We start from the raw sequence: 23,601 nt of genomic DNA, 5'->3' as shown, positions 1-23,601 counted from the left end.
CCGGACGCCACTATCGTGCGACGCTGCGCGTCGCATGCCGTTCTGGACGCTCCGCGTCCTATCCTGAACAGGCGGCGCGACGCAGATCTGCGACGCGGAGCGTCACCCACGGCATTCCCACGCTGGAACGTGAGGAACGATTATCTCGACTATCGTGCGACGCTGCGCGTCGCATGCCGTTCCGGACGCTCCGCGTCCTATCCTGAACAGGCGGCGCGACGCAGATCTGCGACGCGGAGCGTCACCCACGGCATTCCCACGCTGGAACGTGAGGAACGATTATCTCGACTATCGTGCGACGCTGCGCGTCGCATGCCGTTCCGGACGCTCCGCGTCCTATCCTGAACAGGCGGCGCGGCGTAGATCTGTGACGCAGAGCGTCACCCACGGCATTCCCACGCTGGAGCGTGAGGAACGATAATCTCGACTATCGTGCGGCGCTCTGCGTCGCATGCCATTCCGGACGCTCCGCGTCCTATCCTGTACATGCGGCGCGGCGCAGATTCTTTCATACCCGTCACGGCGAAACTGTCAGAATATTTATTAGCTTCCTATCGATACGCTAAGGTATAAACCGAAAACGTGAATTAGCCGCTTCGATGGGATCCCTTTCTTGAGCTCTGAGTCTTCCGCCTCTCCTGCCCCGGTCAAGTTGTCCAGCCAGCCCGGTTTCGTCAGTTTTATCCTCTCGCGCCTGATGGCAGTGTTTGCCATGCAGATTCAGGCAGTGGTGGTCGCCTGGCAGGTCTATGACATGACCCGCGAGCCAATGGCACTGGCGTATGTCGGCCTTGCTCAGTTTATTCCCATGTTGCTGCTGTTGATGCCTGCCGGGGACCTGATCGACCGCTACAACCGCAAGGTCATCCTGATGATCAGTTGGGGCGTGCAGGCATTCTGCGGCACCGTTCTGTTTGTGTTTTCGGCCCTCAAACTGCAAGACCTGCGGCTGATCTACGGCGCGCTGATGCTCTACGGCTGCGCCCGCGCCTTCACCGGCCCGGCCCTGCAAAGCCTGCTGCCACAGATTGTCCCGCGTGACCAACTGCCTTCGGCCATTGCCACCAACAGTGTGATCATGCGCTGTTCGACCGTTGGCGGACCGCTGATCGGCGGCTATCTGTATTGGCTGGGCGGCGCAGAACTGACGTATTCAGTCTGCGTGGCAGCATTTATAGCTGGCATCCTGTTTCTGGCCCCTGTAGCGACGCCCTTTGCCGGCAAGCCAGTGGAACTTGGCTCCAGCGCCTGGGGCCGGTTCACCGCGGGAATTGCCTTCATCCGCTCGCGACCGATCATCCTCGGCACCATTTCGCTGGACCTGTTCGCCGTGCTGCTCGGCGGCGTGGTAGCGCTGCTGCCGATTTACGCCCATGAAGTGCTGCATCTGGGCCCCCAAGGGCTGGGCATGCTGCGTGCGTCGATGAGCCTGGGCGAGCTGGGCGTCGGTATTTACCTGAGCATGCGCCCGCTGCAGCGCAACGTCGGCATGACTATGTTTATTGCCGTCGGCCTGTTCGGCGTAGCGAATCTGGTGTTCGCACTGTCGACACTGTTCTGGCTTTCGTGCCTGGCTCTGCTGGTCGCGGGCGCGGCGGACATGGTCAGCGTGTTCATTCGCTCGGCGCTGGTGCAGTTTTCGACGCCGGACAACATGCGCGGCCGGGTCAATGCCGTGAACATGCTGTTTATCGGCTCATCCAACGAGCTGGGCGAGTTTCGCGCAGGCACCAGCGCCTCGCTGGTCGGCGCGATACCTGCGGCAATCATGGGCGGCGTCTGCACACTGGGCGTGGTCGGCGCGTGGATGACGGGCTTCAAATCGCTGCGGCAGGTCGACCGTTTTGCCGATGCGTCGCCACCTGAAGTGTTGCAGGCGCAGCCCGTGAAAAGCTAGACACGGACTTCCCGAACCAATCGGCTCTCTCGCACCTCTATACCCTCGCATCCTGCACACGCTGGCCGGACCGCCAGACTGGCGCAGACCTGTATCAGCAGCGACACTCATTGCACGAAAAGAAGAGGGATCCGACATGCTCTGGAAAAAAGGCCGACGTAGCGACAACGTAGTCGATGCGCGTGATGGCGGCAGCAGTGGCGGCGGCGGCATGCGCATCGGTGGCAAGGGGCTGGGCCTGGGCGGCATTGTGATCATCGTTGCAATCGGCCTGCTGACCGGTCAGGACCCGATGCAGATTCTCGGGCAACTGACCGGGCAAGGCACCGAGCAAAGCGCTCCACCCAGCGCGCAAACGCGTCAGGCGCCACCGGCCAACGACCAGCAAGCCGAATTCGTGCGCAGCATCCTCGGCGATACCGAAGACACCTGGCGTGCTGTGTTTGCTCAGAACGGTCGCGAGTACAAAGACCCGACGCTGGTGCTGTTCAGCGGCCAGGTCAACTCGGCTTGCGGTCGCGCCACCTCGGCGACCGGCCCGTTCTACTGCCCGGCTGACCAGCAGGTCTATCTGGACATGGACTTCTTCCGCGAAATGGCCCAACGCTTTTCCGCCGCTGGAGACTTCGCCCAGGCTTACGTGATTGCCCACGAAGTCGGGCACCATGTGCAGACCCTGCTGGGCATTTCTGCCAAGGTCGACAAGGCTCGTCAGGCCGGGCAAAAAATGGAAGGTGCCAACGGTTTACTGGTCCGCCAGGAGCTTCAGGCGGACTGCTTTGCAGGTGTTTGGGCGTACAACGCACAAAATCGTTTGAACTGGCTTGAGCCGGGTGATATTGAAGAGGCATTGAATGCGGCCAACGCTATCGGCGATGATCGCTTGCAACAGCAAAGCAGTGGTCGAGTCGCTCCGGACTCCTTTACTCATGGGACGTCTGCCCAGCGTGTACGCTGGTTCAAGGCAGGCTTTGCCCAAGGCCAAATCAATCAATGCGATACATTCGCCGCCAAGAGTCTCTGAACACATGATTAAACCGCTTCTGGTCCTGTTGTTGAGCACTGCCTTCGCGAGCCTCGGGGCGCATGCCGAGGATCAAGCGGTTACGTCTATCAGTCCGGATCGCCTGGCCATCAATGGTGCAGAGGCGACACTGGGGCTTAGCCAGGAATGGGTACACCCCAAGCCGAAGATCGAGCGCGCGGTGATCGTGCTGCACGGCCGCCTGCGCAATGCGCAAACTTACCTGCGCAGCATCGAACGTGCCGCCAATCAATCCAAAGAGCGCAGCAAGACCTTGCTGATCGCCCCGCAATTTCTGGATGAGAAGGACATTGTCGCGCATCACCTGCCAGAGTCGATTCTGCGCTGGCGCCAGAACAGCTGGATGGAAGGCGCAACCGCCACCAATCCCAAGCCCGTCAGTTCGTTTCTGGTCCTGGACCATATCCTCAAGCGTCTGAGCGACAGCAAGCTGTTCCCGAATCTCAAAGAAGTGGTCATTGCCGGGCATTCCGGTGGTGCCCAGGTGGTGCAGCGCTACGCGATGATCGGCGGCAAGGAAGATGCTCTGCTGCAGCGCGAAGGCGTGAAGCTGCGTTATGTGATTGCCAACCCGTCGTCCTATGCCTATTTCGACGCAGAGCGGCCTGAACCGGTAACGGCGCAGAGCTGCCCTGATTTCGACGAGTGGAAATACGGTCTGAACAAGATGCCGTTCTATTCGGGAAAGGAAAAGCCGGCTGACATCGAGAAGAATTACGTGAAGCGCGACATCACTTACCTGATGGGCGAGCTGGACACCGATCGCAATCACCCTGCTCTGGACAAGACCTGCGCGGCCGAAGCACAGGGCGCATATCGCCTGATTCGTGGCCAGAACTACTTCAACTACCTCAAGAAGCGCCACCCTGAAGGGCTGAACCAGCGCCTGGTAATCGTGCCGAAAGTCGGCCACAACGGCGACGGGATATTCACCTCACCTGAGGGTCAGGCGGTGTTGTTCAAGCCGTTTTGAGTGATAGGGGTATAGCTATCGTCCCCACGCTCCGCGTTCAACGCCACATACAAGTCCGCTTTTGATTCTGGCCGGAGGCCGTGGGAGCGAACTTGTTCGCGAAAGGGTCAACATAATCGTCGAAAATGCATCGACTGAAATACCGTCTTCGCGAGCAATGCGGATCGCCGCCCCGGTCGCTCCCACAAAGACTTGTGGGTAACGGTGAGCGCTCCGCATTGGCACGGTAGGCAGCCCAGATCACCCCAACATTCCGCGTAGCGCTGTGCAGTCCACAGCATGCCAGTCGGTCAGTTCAGGCCAGGGGTTGTCTTTCAGGTTGACCAGAACGGTCTTGGTACCCGCCGCACGGCCGCAGCTCAGGTCATGCATGTAGTCGCCGATCATGACCATCTTCTCCGGCTCGACACTCCAGCGAGCGGCCAGCTTCAGCAAACCCGCCGGATCCGGCTTGGGGGTCGCTTCGTCGCGGCCCAGTACATCCTCGACAGCAAAGCAGTCAGCGAGGCCGATGGCTTTCAAGGTGATGTACGCGAGCTCTTGAGCGTTGCGGGTCAGTATTCCCAACCGATAGCCGCGCGCCGACAACTCACGAACCAGCTCGACCGCGCCCTCGGCAGGCTGCGAAGCCAGCGCCAGATCGCGCTCGTGCTCAAGCAGCCAGGCGTGTTTGGCCGCCGATTCCTCAGCGGGCAACGCGGCAAGATGACCCAGAATGTCGTCGTCCTGAGGGATGCCCAGTTCACGCTTGATTGCCGGAAAGTCGTGGACCGGGATGGTCAGGGTGCCATCCATGTCAAACACCCAGTGCTGTATGCCGTCGAGTGTCATGTCCAATCCTTGCGATGGCGGATCAGCCCTTCCTGGCTGACCGATGCAACCAGTTGCCCGGCGCGGTTGAAGATACTGCCGCGTGAGAAACCGCGGGAGTTGCCTGCCCAGGGACTGTCCATTGCATAGAGCAGCCAGTCATCGGTGCGCAGGTCGTTGTGGAACCACAGCGAGTGATCGAGGCTGGCGACCTGCATATCGTGCTGCCAGACCGTCTTGCCATGCGGCCGTAACGAAGTGGTCAGCAGGTTGAAGTCGGAGGCATAAGCCAGCATGTAACGATGCAGCGCTTGCACGTCCGACAGGCTGCCATCGGCGCGGAACCACACGTACTTCACCGGCTCGCCTGGCTTGGGATCGTACGGGTCTTCGGATGTCACCGGGCGGAACTGAATCGGTTTGGGACGCAGAAACTTGTCGTGCATCGCTTCGGGAATCAGGTGTGCTCGGCCCGTCAGCAGCTCTAGCTCGGACGGCAGGTTTTCCGGACCGACAATCTGCGGCATCGACGCCTGGTGCTCAAAGCCCTCTTCGTCGTACTGAAAAGAGGCGCTGCACGTGAAAATCGGCTTGCCCTTCTGAATGGCGGTTACGCGACGCGTGCTGAAACTGCCGCCGTCACGCACGCGGTCCACTTGGTAGACCACCGGCAGGCCTGCATCGCCAGGGCGCAGGAAATAGCCGTGCAGCGAGTGAACGTGGCGGTCCTCTTCGACGGTCTGACTGGCGGCAGACAACGACTGCCCCAGCACCTGGCCGCCAAACAGCTGGCGAAAACCCAGGTCCTGACTGCGGCCGCGAAAAAGATTTTCTTCAATGGCTTCCAGCGTCAGCAACTCAACCAGATCATCCAGCACTTGGCTCATTCCCACTCCTCTTGCACATCGACTCTGCACTTGTACGGCAACGGCAGTCGCTGCATTTTCCGACAGACCTCTGGCCCATCCCACTGGAATGGAATGATACAGATTTAAGATGATTGGCTTAATTCAATCTACACCCTGATCAAGGCTTCAGCGTCTTGCGCCACTGCTCATGGCTGATCCGGTACAACACGTGCGGCTTGAGCGGGTGGCCGTCAGGCAAATTGGGATGATCGAAGTTGCCGGACTCATCCTGCTGCATACCGATTGCCTGCATCACCTTTTGCGACGGCTGATTATTGGCCGCGGTAAACGACACGATCTCCTTCAACTTCAGGCGCTCGAAACCACAGCCCAGCGCGGTCCATGCCGCCTCGCTGGCAAAACCCAGACCCCAGTGGTCATAAGCCAGCCGCCAGCCGATTTCCACCGCCGGCGTAAAAGGTGCCTTGAAACCCACGACATGCAGGCCCGTAAAACCGATGAATTCGCTGGTATCCGTGCGCTCCAGCGCCCAAAACCCGAAGCCAAGTTCGGCAAAATGGCCACGTAACCGTCCGATCATGGCAGCGCTTTCAAGACGGCTCAGGGGTTCGGGGAAATAACGCGTGACGCGGGAGTCCGCGCACATCTCGGCGAATGCTGGCAAGTCATCGTCGCGCCACTGCCGCATCAGCAGCCGGGCGCTGCTTAGATTGAGTATCGGTTCCATCGATTCCCCCGTGTAATGAGACATGAGTGGGCGTCAGTGTAGTTATCCACTACGCCAGACAACTGGGCGTGCGCACGCTTTGCTGGCACTATCGGGCTTCGACCTGTCAACGGACGCAAAATGTCCCTACCGCTTATCTACCATGAAGACTACAGCCCGGACTTCCCGGCGGATCACCGCTTCCCGATGGACAAGTTCCGTCTGTTACGTGACTACTTGGTCGACAGCGGCCTGACCAGTGACGTTCAATTAATGCGTCCTGAGTTATGCCCGGCGGACATCCTGGCGCTGGCTCATGACCCGTCCTACATCAGCCGCTACCTTAACGGCGACCTGTCCCGTGAAGACCAGCGGCGTCTGGGCCTGCCCTGGAGCGAGGCGCTGGCACGTCGCACGGTTCGTGCCGTGGGTGGTTCGTTACTGACTGCCGAGCAGGCCTTGAAGCACGGTATGGCTTGCCACTTGGCGGGCGGCACACACCATGCGCACTATGATTACCCGGCCGGTTTCTGCATTTTCAACGACCTGGCAGTGATCAGTCAGTATCTGTTGCAAAGCGGCCGCGTGGACAAGGTGCTGATCTTCGACTGCGATGTGCATCAAGGCGACGGTACCGCACGTATTCTGGCCGATACCGAAGACGCCATTACCGTCTCGCTGCACTGCGAAAAGAACTTCCCGGCACGCAAGGCGCAGAGCGACTGGGATATCCCGCTGCCGATGGGGATGGGCGACGCCGATTACCTCAACGTGGTCGACGATCTGCTCAACTACCTGTTGCCGTTCTACAAGCCGGATCTTGTGCTGTATGACGCAGGAGTGGACGTTCACAAGGATGATGCGCTGGGCTATCTGCAACTGACCGATCAGGGCGTGGCCAATCGCGATGAAGCCGTGTTGCGTCATTGCCTGAGCCGCGACATTCCGGTCATGGGCGTGATCGGCGGCGGCTACAGCAAGGACCGTCAGGCGCTGGCAAGACGCCACGGGATCCTGCATCACAGTGCGCAACGGGTCTGGGACGACATGGGCTTATGACAGCGCGCTGCACCTCACCACAGTCGCAACCAATGAGTTGCACCACACCTGAAAACAACGCTCGGGTAGAATGCCCGCCTCCTCTGCTATCGATACTTCGCTGACCATGACCGACCTCGCCTCTCCTGCTTCCCGAACCGTCGCCATCATCGGAGGCGGCCCTGCGGGGTTGATGGCAGCAGAGGTGTTGAGCCAGGCAGGGCTGAACGTCGATCTGTATGACACCATGCCTTCAGTAGGGCGCAAGTTTCTGCTGGCCGGGGTTGGCGGCATGAACATAACGCACTCCGAGCCCTACTTGGCTTTTCTATCGCGCTACGCTGAACGCTCGCCGATGATCGCGCCTTTTTTGCGTAATTTTAGTGCCGATCAACTGTGCCAGTGGATTCATGCCCTGGGTATCGAGACGTTTGTCGGCAGCTCGGGCCGTGTTTTTCCCACTGACATGAAAGCCGCCCCGCTACTGCGCGCCTGGCTCAAGCGGCTGCGTGATGCGGGCGTCACGATCCATACCCGTCACCGCTGGCTGGGATGGAACGTTGATGGCAGCCTGCGCATCACTAATGCTGACGGTGAGCTGGCGCTCAACCCTGCGGCCACGTTGTTGGCACTGGGCGGTGCCAGCTGGGCTCGGCTGGGGTCTGACGGGGCCTGGCTGCAATGGCTGCAAGCAAGGCAGGTCGAGGTTGCACCTCTGCAAGCCGCCAACTGTGGTTTCGAAGTGAGCGCCTGGAGCGACCTGCTGCGCGACAAGTTTGCCGGTGCACCATTGAAAAATATCGCGATGGGTCTGCATGGCCATGCCCTGCGCCTTGGCGAATGCGTGCTGACCGGGACGGGCGTGGAAGGCAGTCTGGTGTATGCACTGTCGGCGCAAATTCGTGAACAGATCAACCTTCGCGGCTCGGCGACAGTGGACATTGACCTGCTGCCCGGCAAAACGCTGACAGACATTCAAAAAGCTCTGAGCAAACCACGTGGCTCGCGCTCGATGTCCAAGCACCTGCACAGCCAATTGGGCCTGGACGGCGCAAAGGCAGCGCTTTTACGCGAGCTTGCGCCTCGTGAAGCGTTTGCCGATCCGCTGTTGTTGAGTGAAGCCATCAAGGCGTTGCCACTGCCCCTGATCAAACCACGCCCCATCGATGAGGCCATCAGCACCGCAGGTGGCGTGACCTTCGAAGCCATGGACGAGCGTCTGATGCTCAGGCAATTGCCCGGCGTGTTCTGCGCAGGCGAAATGCTCGACTGGGAAGCCCCTACAGGCGGCTACCTGCTGACCGCCTGCTTCGCCAGCGGCCGCGCTGCGGGGTTGGGGATGGTGGAGTGGCTGAACTCACAGTGATTCCTGTGCGTATGCTCTGCACTCAGCGTTATATATAAACCCTTTCTGTGGGAATTTGTTCGCGAAGGCTATATTCCAAACGCAGCAAATTCGTCGACTGCGCTGCCCTCTTCGCGAACAAGTTCGCTCCCACAAAGCCCACGGATAACCTGTGGGAGCTTGCTCACGTTATACATAAATCCTTCTGTGGGAGCTTCGCCCGGCTCGCGCCCACATGCGTATATCAAGGCTTCTTCTTGCGCGGGCCGGTATTGAAGACCGGCACTTTACGCACGGGTTTGACCGCTGGCGCAGGCTCTGACTCGCCGCTGTCGACCCATTTGCCCAGGTTACGTTTGCTGCCCGAGACCTTGGGCTTTTTCGGTTTCTTGGGTTTTTTCAGGATCTGGCCGCTGGCATCTGTAGTCGGCACCCGGTGCTCAGGCTCAAAGTCCTGTTCTTCCTTGCGCTCAAGCGTCTGGCGGGTCAGCACTTCGATGGCCGACAGCAGTTCGACTTCATCGGCACACACCAGCGAGATCGCCTCGCCCGTCAGGCCCGCCCGGCCGGTGCGGCCAATACGGTGGATGTAATCCTCGGCCACAATCGGCAGGTCCAGGTTGACGACCGTCGGCAGATCATCGATATCCAGACCACGAGCCGCCACGTCGGTGGCAACCAGAATCTTCACTTCATTGCTCTTGAAACGATCCAGCGCACGCTGGCGGGTGGCCTGCGGCTTGTCGCCGTGAATACCATCAGCGTCCAGACCCAGCCCCTGCAAACGATCCACCAGTTGATCAACGCCAACCCGGGTCTTGGCGAACACCAGCACCTGGCCCCAGCGATGCTTTTTCATCAGATGGATGAACAGATCAGCCTTACGCTTCTTGTCCACGGTCACAACCCATTGCTTGACCGATGACGCCGCCACGTTGCGCGGGCTGACCTCGATGGTCAGCGGGTCATTCAGCATCTGCGCGGCCAGCAGACGAATTTCGTCGGAAAAGGTCGCGGAGAACAGCAAGGTCTGGCGCTGCTTGGGCAGTACAGCGTAGATGCCACGCAATTCCTCGGCGAAGCCCAGATCAAGCATGCGGTCGGCTTCATCAAGGATAAGAGTCTGCAACTGCGAGAACTTGACTGCATTCTGGCGATGTAGGTCGAGCAGACGTCCCGGTGTCGCAACCAGCACGTCCACGCCCTTGCGCAGCTTCATCATTTGCGGGTTGATGCTCACGCCACCGTAGGCTGCGTAAGTGCTCAACGGCAGGTGCTCGGCATACTGACGAATGCTTTCGTGAACCTGATCGGCCAGTTCGCGGGTCGGGGCCAATACCAGCGCGCGAACGCAATTAGGCGCGACTTTCGGCCCTTCCATGGTCAAGCGCTGCAACAGCGGCAAGGCAAAACCTGCGGTCTTGCCGGTGCCGGTCTGGGCAGCTGCCATCAGATCGCGGCCCGCCAGTACCGGAGGAATTGCCTGGGTCTGTACAGGCGTCGGAGTCTGGTAACCGAGCGCTTCAAGAGCGCGCAGCAAGGGTTCGATCAGGCCGAGAGAGGCGAATGTCATGGAAATACCGTAGGAAAAATTCAACGCAAGGCGCGCAGTTTAACCTGTCCGGCCCGCCTCGGTTAGCTTGTGCGTGTCGATCCGACCTTTCGTACCGCCGACCTGCGCCATTGCGGCAGGCCAATCAGCACGACAGCGCTGATAATCACCACCATGGCCAGGCACTCTTCGATACCGATAGTCTCTCCCGCAAACACCACGCCAAGCATCACCGCCACTGCCGGGTTGACGTAGGCATAGCTGGTTGCGGCTGCCGGGCGCACGTTCTTGAGCAGGTACATATACGCGCTGAACGCGACGATAGAGCCAAACACCACCAGATACAGCAGCGCGCCCCAGCCCGCCGCAGTCGGCATATGCGCAAGACGCTCGCCGCTCAAAGCGCTACCAATCAGCAGCGTCGCGCCGGCAGTGATCATTTCCGCCGCACTGGCCATCGGTCCTTTGGGCAGCGGCATATGCTTGCTCAATACAGAGCCGAACGCCCACGACGCAGCGGCAAAGAGCACCAGCGCAGCGCCATAAGGGCTGGCTTGCAGATTGGAACCGAGATTCAGCAGGCCGATACCGATCAGGCCCAGCACGATGCCCGCCCACTCCAGATTAGTCGTGCGATTGCCCCAGAACAGGCCGAACAGCAAGGTAAACAGCGGCATGGTCGCCACCGCCAGCGCCGCGACGCCTGATGCAACGCCTGCGTGCTCGGCCAGCGTCACACCGCCGTTACCGCATGCCAATAGCAGGAAGCCAATCACAAACGCCGCCTTCCACTCGCGCCAGGTCGGTGCTGGCACGCCGCGATAACGCAGGAAACCGTACATCAGGCACCCGGCAATCAGAAAACGCACGCCAGCCATCATCAGCGGCGGCCATGACTCCACGCCAATACGGATGACCAGATAGGTAGAGCCCCAAATCAGGTACAAGGCCAGAAAGGCACCAATGAGCAACGGCGAAACACGAACGGACTGAGGCATGGCAAGGCCCTGGGATCATTGTTATGGTTGACCTATTGTATGAAGGCCAGATGCGGATATTAAGCAGACAAACCTGTTTAAACCGCACTGAAACTTACGATTCAATGCTTGTAAGGTCTGCTTTCCTTTTATTTTAAAATTACCCATCGCACAGCACGAGGCACGTCATGACGCTGGATAAATACGATCGGATTCTGCTCGATGAGCTGCTGAAAAATGGCCGGGCGTCTTTTGCGCAGCTGGCGAAACTGGTCAACCTGTCCGCGCCCGCCGTGGCCGAGCGGGTAGCCAAGCTTGAGGCAAGCGGAGTGATTACCGGTTACGAGGCGAAGGTCGATCTGTCAAAGGTCGGTTTGCCGATTCAATGCCTGATCGAGTTGCGCATGGGCAGTCACGGCAATCAACAGGCGTACAAGGAGCTGTGGCAGGTCCCTGAACTGATCCAGTGTTACCGGGTGACGGGCGACCCGTGCGTGATCATGAGAGCTGCGGTCGATTCGATGCCGCACCTGGAAGACCTGATCAATCGGATCGCCAGGTTTGGCTTCAGCAAAACGTCAATCGTGCTGTCGACAGCGGTGGAACGCAGCCTGCCGGCCGATTATCTGACCAGCAACGGCAAGCAGGAATACTAGAAGATCAGAAGCCGCGCTGACGCTTGAGTGTTTCGCCGATCTTGGCGGCCGGGACTTTCTGCAGCGAGCAGAGCATCTGGTGGGAGATTGCGGCGATACCGTGGGTGTTGCGCAGTTCGTTGGTCAGATACGCGGTGAGGTTAGCGGCCATTTCCGCATCCGCCATCGCCCGGTGAGCCTTGCCGGTATTGGGCAGGCGCGCGTAGCTGGTCAGCGTGCCAAGCTTGTGATTCGGTGCGCCAGGCATCAGGCGTCGGGCCAGCAGCATCGAACAGGCAAAGCTCTGTTCGCGCTTGCGCTGAATGCGCGACAGTTCGTAGTCCCAGAACTTCTGGTCGAACGAGGCGTTGTGCGCGACCAGCGGCGTGGCACCGACGAAATCCGCCACATCGCCCATCACCCGCTCGGCGCTGGGGGCGGTGCGAATCATGTTGTTGCTGATGCCGGTCAACCCTTCGATGAACGCAGGAATACGCACTCCGGCATTCATCAGGCTCTGAAAGCGCTCGACAATACGCCCCTGCTCCATGATGACCACGGCAATCTCGGTTGCCCGGCAGCTATGGCCCGGGGAGATGCCGGTGGTTTCAAAGTCGATGACTGCAATACGTTCCAACACTGGCCTGACCCTGTAAATTCATTTCAGCAACAACGCGCCTTCGATAGGCACATAACGACTGGCTGCGCGGATCAACGAGTTCGCGGTCAGCCCCGGCACGCCATAGGCCACCGCCTCAACACCATGTTTGCTGATCACACGTTCGAGCAACATGTCGAAATCGCCATCACCCGATGCCAACACGACTTCGTCGACTTGCGGTGCGAAATCCATGATATCGATGGTAATGCCGACATCCCAGTCCCCTTTCGCCGAACCGTCGCTGCGCTGGATGTAAGGTTTGAGCCTGACGGTAAACCCCAGATTGCGCAGGATCTGCTGGAACTGCTGTTGTTTGCTGTCGCCACGATCGATGGCGTAGGCAAACGCGTGAACAATCTCGCCGCGCTTGCTGATATCCGCCCACAAGGCGGCGTAATTGAAATGACAGCCATGCGCCTGGCGCACGGTGTAATACAGGTTCTGCACGTCGGCGAACACCGCGATCTTCTTCACCGCAATTCCTCATGGCGGGCAACACGCCCACTGGTTACAGCGATCCGGAATGTGAATCGGCGCCCAGTATGCCAGCTTGAGAACGGAATTGAGCTTCAACTATCGTGCGACGCTCCGCGTCGCACGCATTTCTGGACGCTCCACGCCCGATCTTGAATGGGCGGCGCGGCGCAGACCTGTGACGCGGAGCGTCACCCAAGGCCTTCCCTCACTGGAGCGTGCGGAACGATAGTTGTCTGTTCTGGAGCGTGAGGAGCGATCACTGCGTCCTCAAACAAACGAATCATCATCAGAAAACATGTCGCCGCCATCGTCAAAGCTGTCATCGGCCGTGTACTGCTGATCCGGCTGTCCCCAACCGCCCTGATCATTGAACGAGCCGGTGTCCTGAGCCTGTGGCGCGTCGTGAATGACCTCGACGATCTCCTGCGGCTGGCTGTGGTGGCTGAACATGCTGCTGATGCCTTCTGCCAACAGCACGCCGCCCGCCACACCGGCCGCGGTCTTCAACGCACCGCCGAGAAAGCCACTGCCCGCAGCCGGGGCAGGCGCGGCGTAACCACCCTGCGGCGCTGCAGGTGCAGGTGCAGGTGCAGGGGCTGGATTGAAACCGGCACCGTCGCGCCAGCCACCACCCGACGTCTGGCCCGGCTGAGCCTGAGGCGCTCGCGAGGCGCTGCTGCCGAAAATACTCGACAGAAACCCACCGCTGGCCGGCGCTGACGAAGATTGCCCCTTGGCCTGCTGCAGCTCGGCCTGTAATTGCTGAATCTGCTCGTCGCGCTGTTTCACCTGCTGATTGAGCTGATTCACCGCAGCTTCCTGCACCAGAATCGCCTGCGTCATGTAATACGGCGCAGCGGGCTGGCGAGTCAGATGCTCCTTGATGCGCGCCTCGGCCGCAGCATCTCGCGGAGCGGATGCCGTCTCGGCATCTTTCAGTTTCGAGAAAAGACCATCAATCAGGGTTTGCTCTTCGCTGTTCATGACCACCTCACTGAGTTGCCACTGGAATTCTTTCCTGCCGCACCGGCAGGACCATGCTCAGAAAATGGGGCCTCATCCACCCGCTTCAATGACATGAAGAAAAAGATAAGAAGATCTCGGCCCACCACCACTGCGCTTGGTTCGGCAGGGGCCATGGGCTAAAGTGTGCGCCTGCTTTTAGCCTGCGATCTATCTACATGAACCCGTTGACCGTCATCCAGGATTCGCTCTATTTCTTTCGGCGCAATCTGGGCAGCATTATGCTGTTGTGCCTGCCTGTCGTGATACTCGAGGTGCTGGCCAAACAAGCGCTGAGCAACGCCATGTCCGCCGACACGTCGCCTGCCTACGAATTGGTCATCGGGCTGTTTTTCTACCCTATCTATACAGCGGCACTGATCCTGTTTCTCGACGCACGCAGCCGTGGCGAAGACGTCTACACCCGCGACCTGCTGGCCATGGCGTTGCGCCTGTGGCCCACCTTCGCCGTGCTCTCGGCGATGAGTACCCTGCTGATCATGTTCGGCCTTTCGCTGTTCGTGGTCCCCGGCCTCTGGGTCATGATCAAACTGGCGTTCTGCGAATACCTGCTGGTCCTGCGCAAGCTCACGCCGTTCATGGCCATGCGCGAAAGCATGCTGATGACCACCGGGCACTTCACCCGCATTCTGGTGTGCGTACTGAGCGTCTACATTCCCCTGTGGCTGCTTGAGGGTGCCAGCCTGTACCTGTTTCCGGAACCGCAAAGCGCAGCGGTTTCCGTGATCACCGACAGCATCGGCAGCTTCCTGCAACTGTTCACCACCATTGTGACGTTCCGCCTGTTCATGCTGATCAGCGAGCCCGCGCACCGGGCCTGAACCAACAGCTGACGCCAGACGCACCGATTCGGTATGCTAAATACCGAATCCCTCACCGAGCGCCAGGCGCTCCAAGTCGAGCCGATGCCACGTCTACTGCTACGTCTGACCCTGTACAGCCTGCTGCTGGTCGCCGTATTGCTGGTAATGGTTTACCAACTGACGTGGCGCCCTCCAACTCGCGAGTTACTCCCGGCCAGCTGCAATCCTGCGGTTCAGGCGCCAAAGCTGGTGCCGGGGCAAGCCCTCAAAGTAATGACCTGGAACATCCAGTACCTGGCGGGCAAGCGCTATGTGTTCTGGTACGACATGGCCGACGGCAGCGGCCCGGACGAACGCCCGACGCATGAAGACCTGGCCTACAACCTGGATGAGGTGGCGCGGGTCATCCGTGATGAACAGCCGGATATCGTACTGCTGCAAGGGGTCGACGATGGTGCCAAAAACTCCGATTACGAAGACCAACTGGCGTTGATCAAAGAGCGAGTGGCGGACCTCTACCCCTGCAGCACGCAGGCGTTCTACTGGAAATCGGAGTTTGTACCCAACCCGCATATCTGGGGCAGCGTCGGCAGAAAACTGGCGACCCTCAGCCGCTTCCACATCGACAGTGCCGAACGCGTGCAACTGCCGGTGCCAGACGCCAATATCATCAGCCGTCAGTTCCAGCCCAAGGATGCCTTGCTGGTCAGCTACCTGCCTCTGCGTGACGGCGGCAAACTGGCCGTCATCAACACCAGCCTGACCACCGCCAGACACACAGGCGACACCGCACAAAAACAGATCGTCGCCACTGAAAAGCAGTTGGACAAACTGGAAAGCGGCGGCACACCGTGGCTGATCGGCGGCGACTTCAACCTGCTGCCGCTGGGCCAATACCAGCGCCTCCCCGAAGAACAGCGCCTCGGCTACGCCGCCGACAGCGAGCTGCACGAGCTGTGGGAGAAATACCCGATGATCCCCGACAACGCCGAATCCAGCGGCATAGACCGCGGCAAATGGCTGACGCACTTCCCCAACGACAGCCGCATCAACGGGCCGGACCGGACGGTGGATTACCTGTTTTACAGCCCGAGTTTGAAGCGGGTCAGTGCGCGGGTGCGGCGGGACGATACGTTGTTGATATCTGATCACCTGCCGGTGATTGGGCGGTTTTTGTTGCCGGTTTTGCCCTGAGGGGTTCCTGCTCTGTAATCAGATAGTTTTCTAAAATAAGGATATTGAATTGAAAAAACTTAACGTTGCTAAAACTATTCTGGGGGGCGCTGCAGCACTTTGCTTCATGACTCCCCTCTGGGCTATAGATGGAAACGAAGCACTGGCGGCGGTAATCGATCAGCAAAAGACACAGCTTCCCATCATGCTGGACCTTATGACCCGAATAGACACGATTGCCTATGCTGATCACACCGTCCTCTACAATCTCACGATCAATGGTTACAACGGAAGGCCTGGCGAAAAAGTCTACTACGACAGCTACCTGACTCAGCAAATCCAAGGCAGCTTGTGTAAGCAGACAGCCTATCTATTGGTGCTGGAGCTGGGTAACAAAATCACTTATTCGTACTCCAGCTCGACAGGCGAGTTCATTACATCGATCACGCTTTCACGCAAAGACTGCGAGTAAAGCAACAGGTGCGTCTTTGTGCTCGCCCTGAAAAAAGACAGGACGCTCATGAGCGTCGGGTTGTAGATATGGGCCTGCGTTATCGCACGCACCTGATAATTGAAGCGTATCCCCCGCTGCGTCAGTCCGCGCCGCTCCACATCGCATCAAGCGCCCGCTCAAGCGCAGGCGTCTTGATCTCGATGCCATCGCCGTAAGCCGCCGTGCCACGAGCGCAGTCGATAATCACCGTGATTCCAGCACCGGTGAGCCGTCCGGGGTATTTACGCAGGGTCAACTCAACACATGAGCAATCCAGCCAGCGTGCCTGATCGGCTGACCAGCCATTGTCTTCGAAAGCAAACACGCGGATGTCGCGCCTGATGTCGATTATCTCGGGTGGGTAAATCCATTGCGTGGCAAGTGCCTCGTAAGGCGTCGTCTGGACACGATAGCGAGCACTTGGGGACAGGGCGATCACTTCAATGCGCTCTCCGCGCATGGTGTCGCCTTCATGCTCGGAGCTGGCAAATATGGGCTCATAACCTTTCCCGGTGAACGTAAAGAATTTCGTTTTTCCATCAGCCTTCAACTGAGCCAGAGCCGCGCTCACCAACGGGAGAGACCTATCGTCAGGCTCAAGCGCTCGGTCATATCCGTCAAACTCGATACCCATAAAGTTGGCTTCATCAGCATCATCCGTGTAGCAGCGCGCGGCGAGGGACAGAGTGCCCTCCGTGAAGTAGTACATGTCGTACACATAGTAATAGTCGTAGAAGCCGTCCTTACCCTGCTCGCTGGCGTCGATATGGTGATACCGCTCCATGCGGATTGAACCCGGGCCCTGGGATGTCCACTCGGGTTTTAGCTCGCCGTCACGGTGGTACTCACGTGAAAAGATGTTTTTCATCCAGCGCTTGATAAGGGATTTGAAAAAAAATCTGGCAGTGTTCAATGTCCTTCCCTAGTTACCCGGTTGCTCGGAAACTTTCCGTGATCGATTCCTGAGTATTCGCGTGATTGAAAATACCTGAGCCGAGTGCGAATGGCAGCCCTATAGCCCGCAATAAGCTGGCGAGTCGCCGAGCATCTGAATGTCGTCCTTCAGCAACTGAAAGGGTCAAAACAGTTTGAACCGTTTTCAGACGCGCTCGCCTAATGATTAGCCTGTGGATACTCCCACAGGCTACGTGCCAATACCGGCATACCCAAAGGGTGATCAACGTGGCTAAAGACGACAAGAAAAGTAAAGGCGAAGCCTCAAAAGCCAGCAAGGATCTGAAAGACAAGAAAGCATCACCGACCAAGAAATCTGAAGCGGCCTCGACGCTTTCCAAGTCTTCCGAAAAGAAAGACAAGAAAAAAGACGCCGAGCCAAAGAAAGCAGCCAAAAAAGCTGATAGCAAGCCAGAAAAGGCCAAGAAGTCAGACAAGGCGGAAAAGCCGGTTAAAAAGAAAAAGTGATGTTTGCTGCCTGCCAGGGCGTTGCGCCCTGGTGTTCTCCGGGTCTGTTGCGTTGGGTATCCAATATCTGATCAGGTGTTTCAGACTGGGTACTTGAGCAGCAAGAGTGCGCCGCTATCCCATCGATCCCCCTCGTCTTTAGCTCACAAATAGCCTGCTGAATGCTGCGCGACTTTACGTCCCCTTCGGCTTAACCCTAGCCGTAGCCTCCGCCACCAATGGATCATCCGGCCAGTAATGATTGACAGCATCTTGACGCCCCGATGTTTGACAGGCTCGACCCCTCGAAAAAACTGCTATTGGACACCGTTCCCTTGACAATGCTTGACTGTCAAACCTTTTGCGCAGGATTGACACAACGCGAAGGAACGCCAAGGCAAGATTGACGGAAATCCCATCGAGAATTTTCTAGAAACTCATACTGAGATTGACATAACCCTTAAGGGCAAATTGCATTGGTGCTGACCTTCGTTTGCATCCGATTTGACCAATGCACGCCGAAAAATTGACCGCCAGTGAACGGCTAAAAGCACAATTTCTACCTGCCTTCCATCGGCGCGAGGATTGCAACCATGCAACTTTAGGTGCTCCAATTATTGAGCGACAATCAACCGGCAAAGCTGTCCACGTGATCAGATGAACCCTCGCAAACTCAACTGCCAGAATCATGGCAATTTCGCCAGCGCCCCGGACGGGATTCAAAATTTTAATATGGACGTAGAAGAGTTAATAGAAAAGGCTAGAGATCAACGTAGACGCGACCGATATGAGGAGGCAGTCATTTCTGCCAAAGCCGCCACGGTCCAGGATCCTGACAATGCTGATGGCTGGTGGCTTTTGGCTCTCAACAATATTTCCCTAGGCAGGAAAGAGGCAGCCCTAGAAGCCCTCAAAGGAACCAACGACAAAGCCCCATACTTTGCCCAAGCGTGGGCAAAGCGGGGCAGCTTGGAGCTTGAACTGGGAGCTTCTAAGGAAGCAGAAAGCTCGCTCGAAATGGCACTTGACTGTGACAGCGATGAGATTGAAGCGCTACGAGGTCTTGCGCACATCTACGGGCAAAACAACGCCACGGAGAAGCGAGCGGAAGAAATCCGCGTACTCACCAAGCTCGATGAACTTGAGGGTCTCAATTCCTGGGACCTGAATCGATTAGGTATTCTCCATTTCCTTAACAAGCATGGCTTTGATGCCATCAAATACTGGTCGCGCAACGCGCACCAAAGCGATGATACCGCGTCGTTGTTCAACCTTGGCCTCGCCTACAACATGGATGACGTCTCCCAAGACGTTGATGCTGTCGACTGTTGGCGCTCAGTCATGCGCAGAGACGTGTCTCACGAAAAGGCGCCAGACTGCATCCAATCTGTCAAGACTCGACTCTTGGAGTTGGCTTGCAAGGTTCAGTCTTCCCGAAAGTCACTCTGCCAGCCGGAAGATCAGTGGTACTCGATCTACATCAACCCTTTCCAGCTCCTGAATTGCCCGAACGACTTCGATTTCGGTGATCTTGAACCCAAGGTTGTCCAGAAATGGAAAAAGACGTTACTTCAGGAAATTGAGCTTGAGGAGGGAAAACTACATTGGATGCCTGGGATAACTGTCGATCGTTCAAAGGCGATTGAGTTAGCGGAAAAGCTGTCCAACATAGAGGTCGCTTCCCATAACTGGGAAGTATATAAGTGCAAGCCTCTTCTGGAGTTTCTGTCCAAAGGCGATATCAACCATTTCCTTCTGGACGAAGAATGGTCGCCCCTCGATTTTATCGAACGCGTGAGTGTTTCCGAAGAGCTCAGGGAGTGGTTAAGCGAGCCATTTGCAGCGCAGTACGACCGCATCTTTAGCAAGGCCGTTGCCGCCAGGGATGTTCCCGTCATTGAAGCATTGCTCGATGGTCGTCGCTGGGTCATGCCCTCCTATGCCGATCGCTGCTTTGAAAACGCATTACGAGAGGCGGATTCCATATTAATCCCGCTACGGGAGCTCAAAAATCGGGCAGAGGCCATTAAAGTAACTGTCGAGCAGATCAAGGAGGTTCTGGAGACGCATAAGATCATCAGCATCCTTAATCTGCTGCCACCCTACTTCCGCAATTTGCAAAATGAAGCGGTAAATTTGGTCAGAAGCATTGCCATTGATGCGCACAACGTTCATGAAGACTCGGAACTCTCTTTGGCGATTATTGAGCAAAGTAAAGAGTTTTCCTTCAAATCGATTGAGCTCACACAGCGCTTGAAAGAAGACTTCGAAGCAATCTCGGAGATGATCAAAAAGCAACGAGAGCACGAGTCTCACTTGAGCTTCGGGAATGCTCGCCACTGGAAAGTTACGAAGGAAGGAGTTTCCGATAACGGTGACCTGTGCCCAGCAAATGAGATCCGAGCCCTACGCTGGGGAATCATGGTCGAGCAAGATGGCTCACACAACTACCTATTCTCCGCTAAGCGACGGACTGGCAAGGAGTACATGCTCGCATGGACATCTTCCGACCGCGACAAACAGGATGAGCTGTTCGAAAAGCTCGTCAATGCCGCATTCCACTACATCATTCCAGACTTGATGGAAAACCTCCTCGGCGAGTTAAAGCGTGGCGGAACCCTGACAATCGGTCCGGTCCAGGTCACCCAATCTGGCATGAGCTTCGATTCAAAATGGCTGGTTTTCACCAGCCAAAATAAAGTGCCTTGGGATCGGGTAGATATCGTGCTTCACAATGGCTCAGCCATAGTAGTAGACAAGCTCAGAGGAAAAAAGTCTCCCCCTATCAGCTTACGTGACGTTCCAAACGCCATGATGCTCCGCTTATTTCCAATGTCATTCAACCGCGATTAAGGATAGTCATGGCCATTTCCCCGCCAATTGAAATACACCGCTGGACTCTTGTTGTACTGAACAGCCTTTATGAAATAGAACGCAAGCTGGAAGTTCACGGCGACCTTGGGCACGCTAAACGCAACGTTGACCGAATCAAAGCGGAATTCGAACAGCATGAGTCCTTGGTGATCGAGGATCCGCTGGGACAGCCCTTCAAGGAGACACGCACTGACCTCGAAGCCACCATCGTCGGCGCAGGCACCGAGAACCTGATAGTGACCGAGGTCATCAAGCCTGTGATTCGACTGGTAAATGGCCCGGTCTCACGGGTCGTGCAAAAAGGGATCGTTGTAGTACAGAGCAAGGAGGAGGCATCACAATGACAAAGATGATCAATTTCGGGATTGACCTGGGAACCAGTAACTCGCTCATCGCCAAATTTGACAAAGGATCAGTCGAGGTATTCAAGAACCCCAACGGCTTCAAGGAAACGCTCCCGTCGATCGTAGGCTTCCGAAATGACCGGATCATGGTCGGTGATCAGGCTCGCACGTATGCCGAAAAGGACCCGAAGAGCGTTGCCAGTCGCTTCAAGCGAAAAATGGGCACTACAGAAACCATCAAGATTCAGTCACTGAAGGCATCCAAGACTCCGGTCGAGCTTTCTGCTTTTGTTCTCAAGGAGCTAAAGGAATTCGTACATTCCGGCGAAGCAGTCGAAGCTGCGGTAATCACCATACCCGCCTCGTTTGATACCGTGCAGTCAAACGCCACCAAGGACGCAGGAATTTCAGCCGGCTTCAAGCACGTGGTCCTGCTCCAAGAGCCGATCGCAGCCAGTTTGGCGTATGCGAACAAGGAAAAGAATGATGACCTTCGGAACAGCCAGTGGATTGTTTATGACTTGGGCGGCGGCACCTTTGACGTAGCGTTGGTCAAGATTGTCGAAGGCGAATTAACGGTGGTTGATCACGAAGGTGACAACTATTTAGGTGGATCTGACTTTGACTCGATGATCGTTGAGAAGATTCTGGTTCCGGAGATCAACCGCCGCGGAAAGTTCGAGGACCTTCTCGCCCAAATGAAAAGCGAGAAAGGCAAATACAACAAGCTTTGGACTGTCTTGCTACACAAGGCGGAGGAAGCCAAGATCGAATTGAGCACCAAGGCATCGGCGGAAATCGATCTGGGCATGATTCGTGATCTTGAGGATGACGAGGGTAATGCCATTGACACCATCCTGACCATCACTCGCTCTGAGTTCGAAAGTGTCATCAAGGACGCGGTGGACGGCACTGTCGATATGATGAAAAAGATACTGACGCGTCACTCCCTGCAATCGAGCGATCTCAAGTTCATCTTGATGGTTGGTGGCTCGACCTACAGCCCCTACGTTCGCAAGCGCGTCGAGGAGATGATGAGCATACCGGTCAATACATCGATTGATCCGACCAGCGCGATTGCCATCGGAGCTGCTTACTTTGCGGGCAGCAAGGAATTCAAGCCGGAAGGCGCTGCACCAAAAGCCCCCATGAATTCACAGATTAAGTTTCGTGCTGTTTACAACCGCAACTCCCAGGAAAGCGAAGAAACCTTTACCGCCAAGGTTGAGGGAAATACCGCCGACCTGTTCTATCGGATCTCAAATGACGACGGCTTTGATAGTGGTCTGAAGCCCCTCACGACCCGCATCGCTGAAGATCTGCCGCTGCGCGAAGGATTCTTCAATCGGTTCACTTTCAAAATTCTTGACGGCCAATCCAACATCATCGATGTCGGCTTTGACTCGATCCAGATTGCACAGGGTCGCTACAGCGTCGCCGGCCAAATGCTTCCAGAAGACATTTGCCTAGTTAGGGACGATCTTTCCACCAAGGACACACGACTCGACCTGATTTTTGCAAAAAACTGCGTACTACCTACTAAAGGGAAGCGTACCGTTGAGATCGCCAAGACCATCGTCAAAGGCTCTCGTGACGCCATCGTCACCATCATGGTCGTTGAAGGACCATCCGAAAAACATTCATCGACCAATAAGCCGATTGGAATATTGGCCATCACCGGTGAGCAAATCAGCCGTGACCTTCTTCGCGGCACAGAGGTGGATCTGACCTTCGAAATGTCAGAGTCCCGAGATTTGACGGTGTCAGCATACCTGAACGGTACGGGACAGGAGTTCTCTCAGGTCTTCAAGGGCCAGGCCCGCCACGTCGATACCCGCTTGTTGGCCACCGAGGTGCTTCAGCTCGAAACGAAGATCCAGTCCGAGATTGAGGACGCGCAGGCGAACAACAACCATGATGGCGCAGCTAAGTTGGAGAAACTGAATGACGAAATCCAGTCGCTTATCGTTGAGAGCGCATCGCTTTCTAGCGACGACGTGACCGACGATCGCTTCAAGCTCGAAGACAAGAAGTGCAAGATTGCTCAAGGGATTTTTGAGTTGACAGCATCCAAGCGGATCGATGCTGCAAAAGCAAACTATCTCAAGGTCAAGTCCGATACGGCCTCCATAGTTCAAGAGTCGGGCAACGATCGCGAGCGGCATCATCTGAAGGAAATCCTGGCGCGAGAGGAGTTGCATATCCACTCAACCAACCCAGAGCGTATCGACGCTGCGACGAGCGAATTACAGCGACTTCACTTCCAAATCCTAGCTCGCCAGCCCGACTTCCTAGTCGGTATGTTCCAGCACCTGGAAGAGATACGGCCCACCATGAACGATCAAGCGCAGGCCAAGCAACTGATCGACCATGGACGCCGGCTAGTTGCGACCAAGAACTGGGACGATTTGCGTGACGTAAATGGTCAATTGTGGATGCTTGTTCCGGATACCGAGCGCGCAGAGGAAGACGTGCGCCTCTATACTGGTATCGTTTAAGCACGCC

Annotated in this window: 22 protein-coding genes; 13 read left to right on the top strand and 9 right to left on the bottom strand. The window is 57.1% G+C overall.

Annotated elements, in window-relative coordinates; translation table 11 throughout:
* Window positions 1-613 precede the first annotated feature (613 nt).
* The 3 genes from LJU29_RS04740 (at window position 614) to LJU29_RS04730 (ending at window position 3,915) form a co-directional block, all read left to right on the top strand.
* Complete coding sequence (locus LJU29_RS04740) at window positions 614-1,897, top strand: MFS transporter (protein ID WP_060407044.1); 1,284 nt, start codon at window positions 614-616, stop codon at window positions 1,895-1,897.
* A gap of 136 nt (window positions 1,898-2,033) precedes the next feature.
* The gene (gene ypfJ, locus LJU29_RS04735; protein ID WP_005745361.1) at window positions 2,034-2,921 is read left to right on the top strand and encodes a KPN_02809 family neutral zinc metallopeptidase; all 888 of its coding nucleotides are present in this window, start codon (window positions 2,034-2,036) and stop codon (window positions 2,919-2,921) included.
* A 4-nt stretch (window positions 2,922-2,925) separates the two neighbouring features.
* Window positions 2,926-3,915: a hypothetical protein gene (locus LJU29_RS04730; protein WP_004655548.1), complete on the top strand. Its 990-nt coding sequence runs from the start codon at window positions 2,926-2,928 to the stop codon at window positions 3,913-3,915.
* A gap of 240 nt (window positions 3,916-4,155) precedes the next feature.
* On the opposite strand, the gene LJU29_RS04725 is transcribed toward LJU29_RS04730, so the two are convergent.
* The 3 genes from LJU29_RS04725 to LJU29_RS04715 all read right to left on the bottom strand — a co-directional run bounded on the left by LJU29_RS04725 (window position 4,156) and on the right by LJU29_RS04715 (window position 6,321).
* Complete coding sequence (locus LJU29_RS04725) at window positions 4,156-4,746, bottom strand: HAD family hydrolase (RefSeq protein WP_057423514.1); 591 nt, start codon at window positions 4,744-4,746, stop codon at window positions 4,156-4,158.
* A complete protein-coding gene (gene tesB, locus LJU29_RS04720; RefSeq protein ID WP_005754314.1) occupies window positions 4,743-5,612 on the bottom strand; it encodes an acyl-CoA thioesterase II in 870 nt (289 codons plus the stop codon). The genes LJU29_RS04725 and tesB overlap by 4 nt, the downstream gene beginning before the upstream one ends.
* Before the next feature lie 139 nt (window positions 5,613-5,751).
* A complete protein-coding gene (locus tag LJU29_RS04715) occupies window positions 5,752-6,321 on the bottom strand; it encodes a GNAT family N-acetyltransferase (protein WP_005754316.1) in 570 nt (189 codons plus the stop codon).
* A gap of 120 nt (window positions 6,322-6,441) precedes the next feature.
* On the opposite strand from LJU29_RS04715, the gene LJU29_RS04710 reads away from it, so the two are divergent.
* Together LJU29_RS04710 and LJU29_RS04705 are read left to right on the top strand one after the other, a co-directional pair.
* Window positions 6,442-7,359, top strand: a complete 918-nt coding sequence (locus LJU29_RS04710) for a histone deacetylase family protein (protein ID WP_002555253.1) — start codon at window positions 6,442-6,444, stop codon at window positions 7,357-7,359.
* A 106-nt stretch (window positions 7,360-7,465) separates the two neighbouring features.
* The gene (locus LJU29_RS04705) at window positions 7,466-8,704 is read left to right on the top strand and encodes a TIGR03862 family flavoprotein (RefSeq protein ID WP_162233774.1); all 1,239 of its coding nucleotides are present in this window, start codon (window positions 7,466-7,468) and stop codon (window positions 8,702-8,704) included.
* A gap of 223 nt (window positions 8,705-8,927) precedes the next feature.
* Here the strand turns inward: LJU29_RS04705 and rhlE1 are convergent, their stop codons facing one another.
* Together rhlE1 and yedA are read right to left on the bottom strand one after the other, a co-directional pair.
* On the bottom strand, window positions 8,928-10,256 hold the full coding sequence (gene rhlE1 / locus LJU29_RS04700) for an RNA helicase RhlE1 (RefSeq protein ID WP_257111720.1): 1,329 nt from the start codon (window positions 10,254-10,256) through the stop codon (window positions 8,928-8,930).
* 62 nt (window positions 10,257-10,318) lie between these two features.
* Window positions 10,319-11,233, bottom strand: a complete 915-nt coding sequence (gene yedA / locus LJU29_RS04695; RefSeq protein WP_031596701.1) for a drug/metabolite exporter YedA — start codon at window positions 11,231-11,233, stop codon at window positions 10,319-10,321.
* A 167-nt stretch (window positions 11,234-11,400) separates the two neighbouring features.
* Here yedA and LJU29_RS04690 point away from each other — a divergent pair, with 167 nt between their 5' ends.
* Window positions 11,401-11,868 (top strand): Lrp/AsnC family transcriptional regulator, encoded by a 468-nt coding sequence (locus LJU29_RS04690; RefSeq protein WP_004655565.1) that lies wholly within the window; start codon window positions 11,401-11,403, stop codon window positions 11,866-11,868.
* Between the two features lie 4 nt (window positions 11,869-11,872).
* On the opposite strand, the gene LJU29_RS04685 is transcribed toward LJU29_RS04690, so the two are convergent.
* The 3 genes from LJU29_RS04685 to LJU29_RS04675 all read right to left on the bottom strand — a co-directional run bounded on the left by LJU29_RS04685 (window position 11,873) and on the right by LJU29_RS04675 (window position 13,969).
* Complete coding sequence (locus tag LJU29_RS04685; RefSeq protein ID WP_005745439.1) at window positions 11,873-12,484, bottom strand: 3'-5' exonuclease; 612 nt, start codon at window positions 12,482-12,484, stop codon at window positions 11,873-11,875.
* A 21-nt stretch (window positions 12,485-12,505) separates the two neighbouring features.
* Window positions 12,506-12,982, bottom strand: coding sequence for an NYN domain-containing protein (locus LJU29_RS04680; RefSeq protein ID WP_002555259.1), 477 nt, complete (start codon window positions 12,980-12,982; stop codon window positions 12,506-12,508).
* 270 nt (window positions 12,983-13,252) lie between these two features.
* The gene (locus LJU29_RS04675; protein WP_122358871.1) at window positions 13,253-13,969 is read right to left on the bottom strand and encodes a DUF2076 domain-containing protein; all 717 of its coding nucleotides are present in this window, start codon (window positions 13,967-13,969) and stop codon (window positions 13,253-13,255) included.
* A 197-nt stretch (window positions 13,970-14,166) separates the two neighbouring features.
* On the opposite strand from LJU29_RS04675, the gene LJU29_RS04670 reads away from it, so the two are divergent.
* From LJU29_RS04670 to LJU29_RS04660, 3 genes are read left to right on the top strand one after another with little or no spacing between them, the layout of a single operon-like run.
* Window positions 14,167-14,829, top strand: a complete 663-nt coding sequence (locus LJU29_RS04670; RefSeq protein WP_005734853.1) for a YciC family protein — start codon at window positions 14,167-14,169, stop codon at window positions 14,827-14,829.
* 33 nt (window positions 14,830-14,862) lie between these two features.
* On the top strand, window positions 14,863-16,005 hold the full coding sequence (locus LJU29_RS04665; RefSeq protein WP_005754327.1) for an endonuclease/exonuclease/phosphatase family protein: 1,143 nt from the start codon (window positions 14,863-14,865) through the stop codon (window positions 16,003-16,005).
* A gap of 49 nt (window positions 16,006-16,054) precedes the next feature.
* Complete coding sequence (locus tag LJU29_RS04660) at window positions 16,055-16,456, top strand: hypothetical protein (RefSeq protein ID WP_257111719.1); 402 nt, start codon at window positions 16,055-16,057, stop codon at window positions 16,454-16,456.
* 121 nt (window positions 16,457-16,577) lie between these two features.
* Here LJU29_RS04660 and LJU29_RS04655 read toward each other — a convergent pair whose 3' ends face one another.
* A complete protein-coding gene (locus tag LJU29_RS04655) occupies window positions 16,578-17,345 on the bottom strand; it encodes a hypothetical protein (protein ID WP_257112682.1) in 768 nt (255 codons plus the stop codon).
* A gap of 305 nt (window positions 17,346-17,650) precedes the next feature.
* Between LJU29_RS04655 and LJU29_RS04650 the strand changes: the two genes are divergently transcribed.
* The 4 genes from LJU29_RS04650 (at window position 17,651) to LJU29_RS04635 (ending at window position 23,594) form a co-directional block, all read left to right on the top strand.
* Complete coding sequence (locus LJU29_RS04650; RefSeq protein ID WP_257112681.1) at window positions 17,651-17,899, top strand: hypothetical protein; 249 nt, start codon at window positions 17,651-17,653, stop codon at window positions 17,897-17,899.
* A gap of 636 nt (window positions 17,900-18,535) precedes the next feature.
* Window positions 18,536-20,731 carry a tetratricopeptide repeat protein gene (locus LJU29_RS04645; RefSeq protein ID WP_257111670.1) on the top strand — a complete coding sequence of 732 codons (2,196 nt, stop codon included), beginning with the start codon at window positions 18,536-18,538 and terminating at the stop codon, window positions 20,729-20,731.
* Window positions 20,732-20,739: 8 nt separating this feature from the next.
* Window positions 20,740-21,096 (top strand): hypothetical protein, encoded by a 357-nt coding sequence (locus tag LJU29_RS04640; RefSeq protein WP_257111669.1) that lies wholly within the window; start codon window positions 20,740-20,742, stop codon window positions 21,094-21,096.
* Window positions 21,093-23,594 carry an Hsp70 family protein gene (locus LJU29_RS04635; protein WP_257111668.1) on the top strand — a complete coding sequence of 834 codons (2,502 nt, stop codon included), beginning with the start codon at window positions 21,093-21,095 and terminating at the stop codon, window positions 23,592-23,594. The genes LJU29_RS04640 and LJU29_RS04635 overlap by 4 nt, the downstream gene beginning before the upstream one ends.
* Window positions 23,595-23,601 lie beyond the last annotated feature (7 nt).

Source organism: Pseudomonas ficuserectae (assembly GCF_024584585.1).
Classification (GTDB): Bacteria; Pseudomonadota; Gammaproteobacteria; order Pseudomonadales; family Pseudomonadaceae; genus Aquipseudomonas; species Aquipseudomonas amygdali.
The sequence above is the reverse complement of the archived record's forward strand: the minus strand, read 5'-3'. Positions and strand labels throughout refer to the sequence as shown.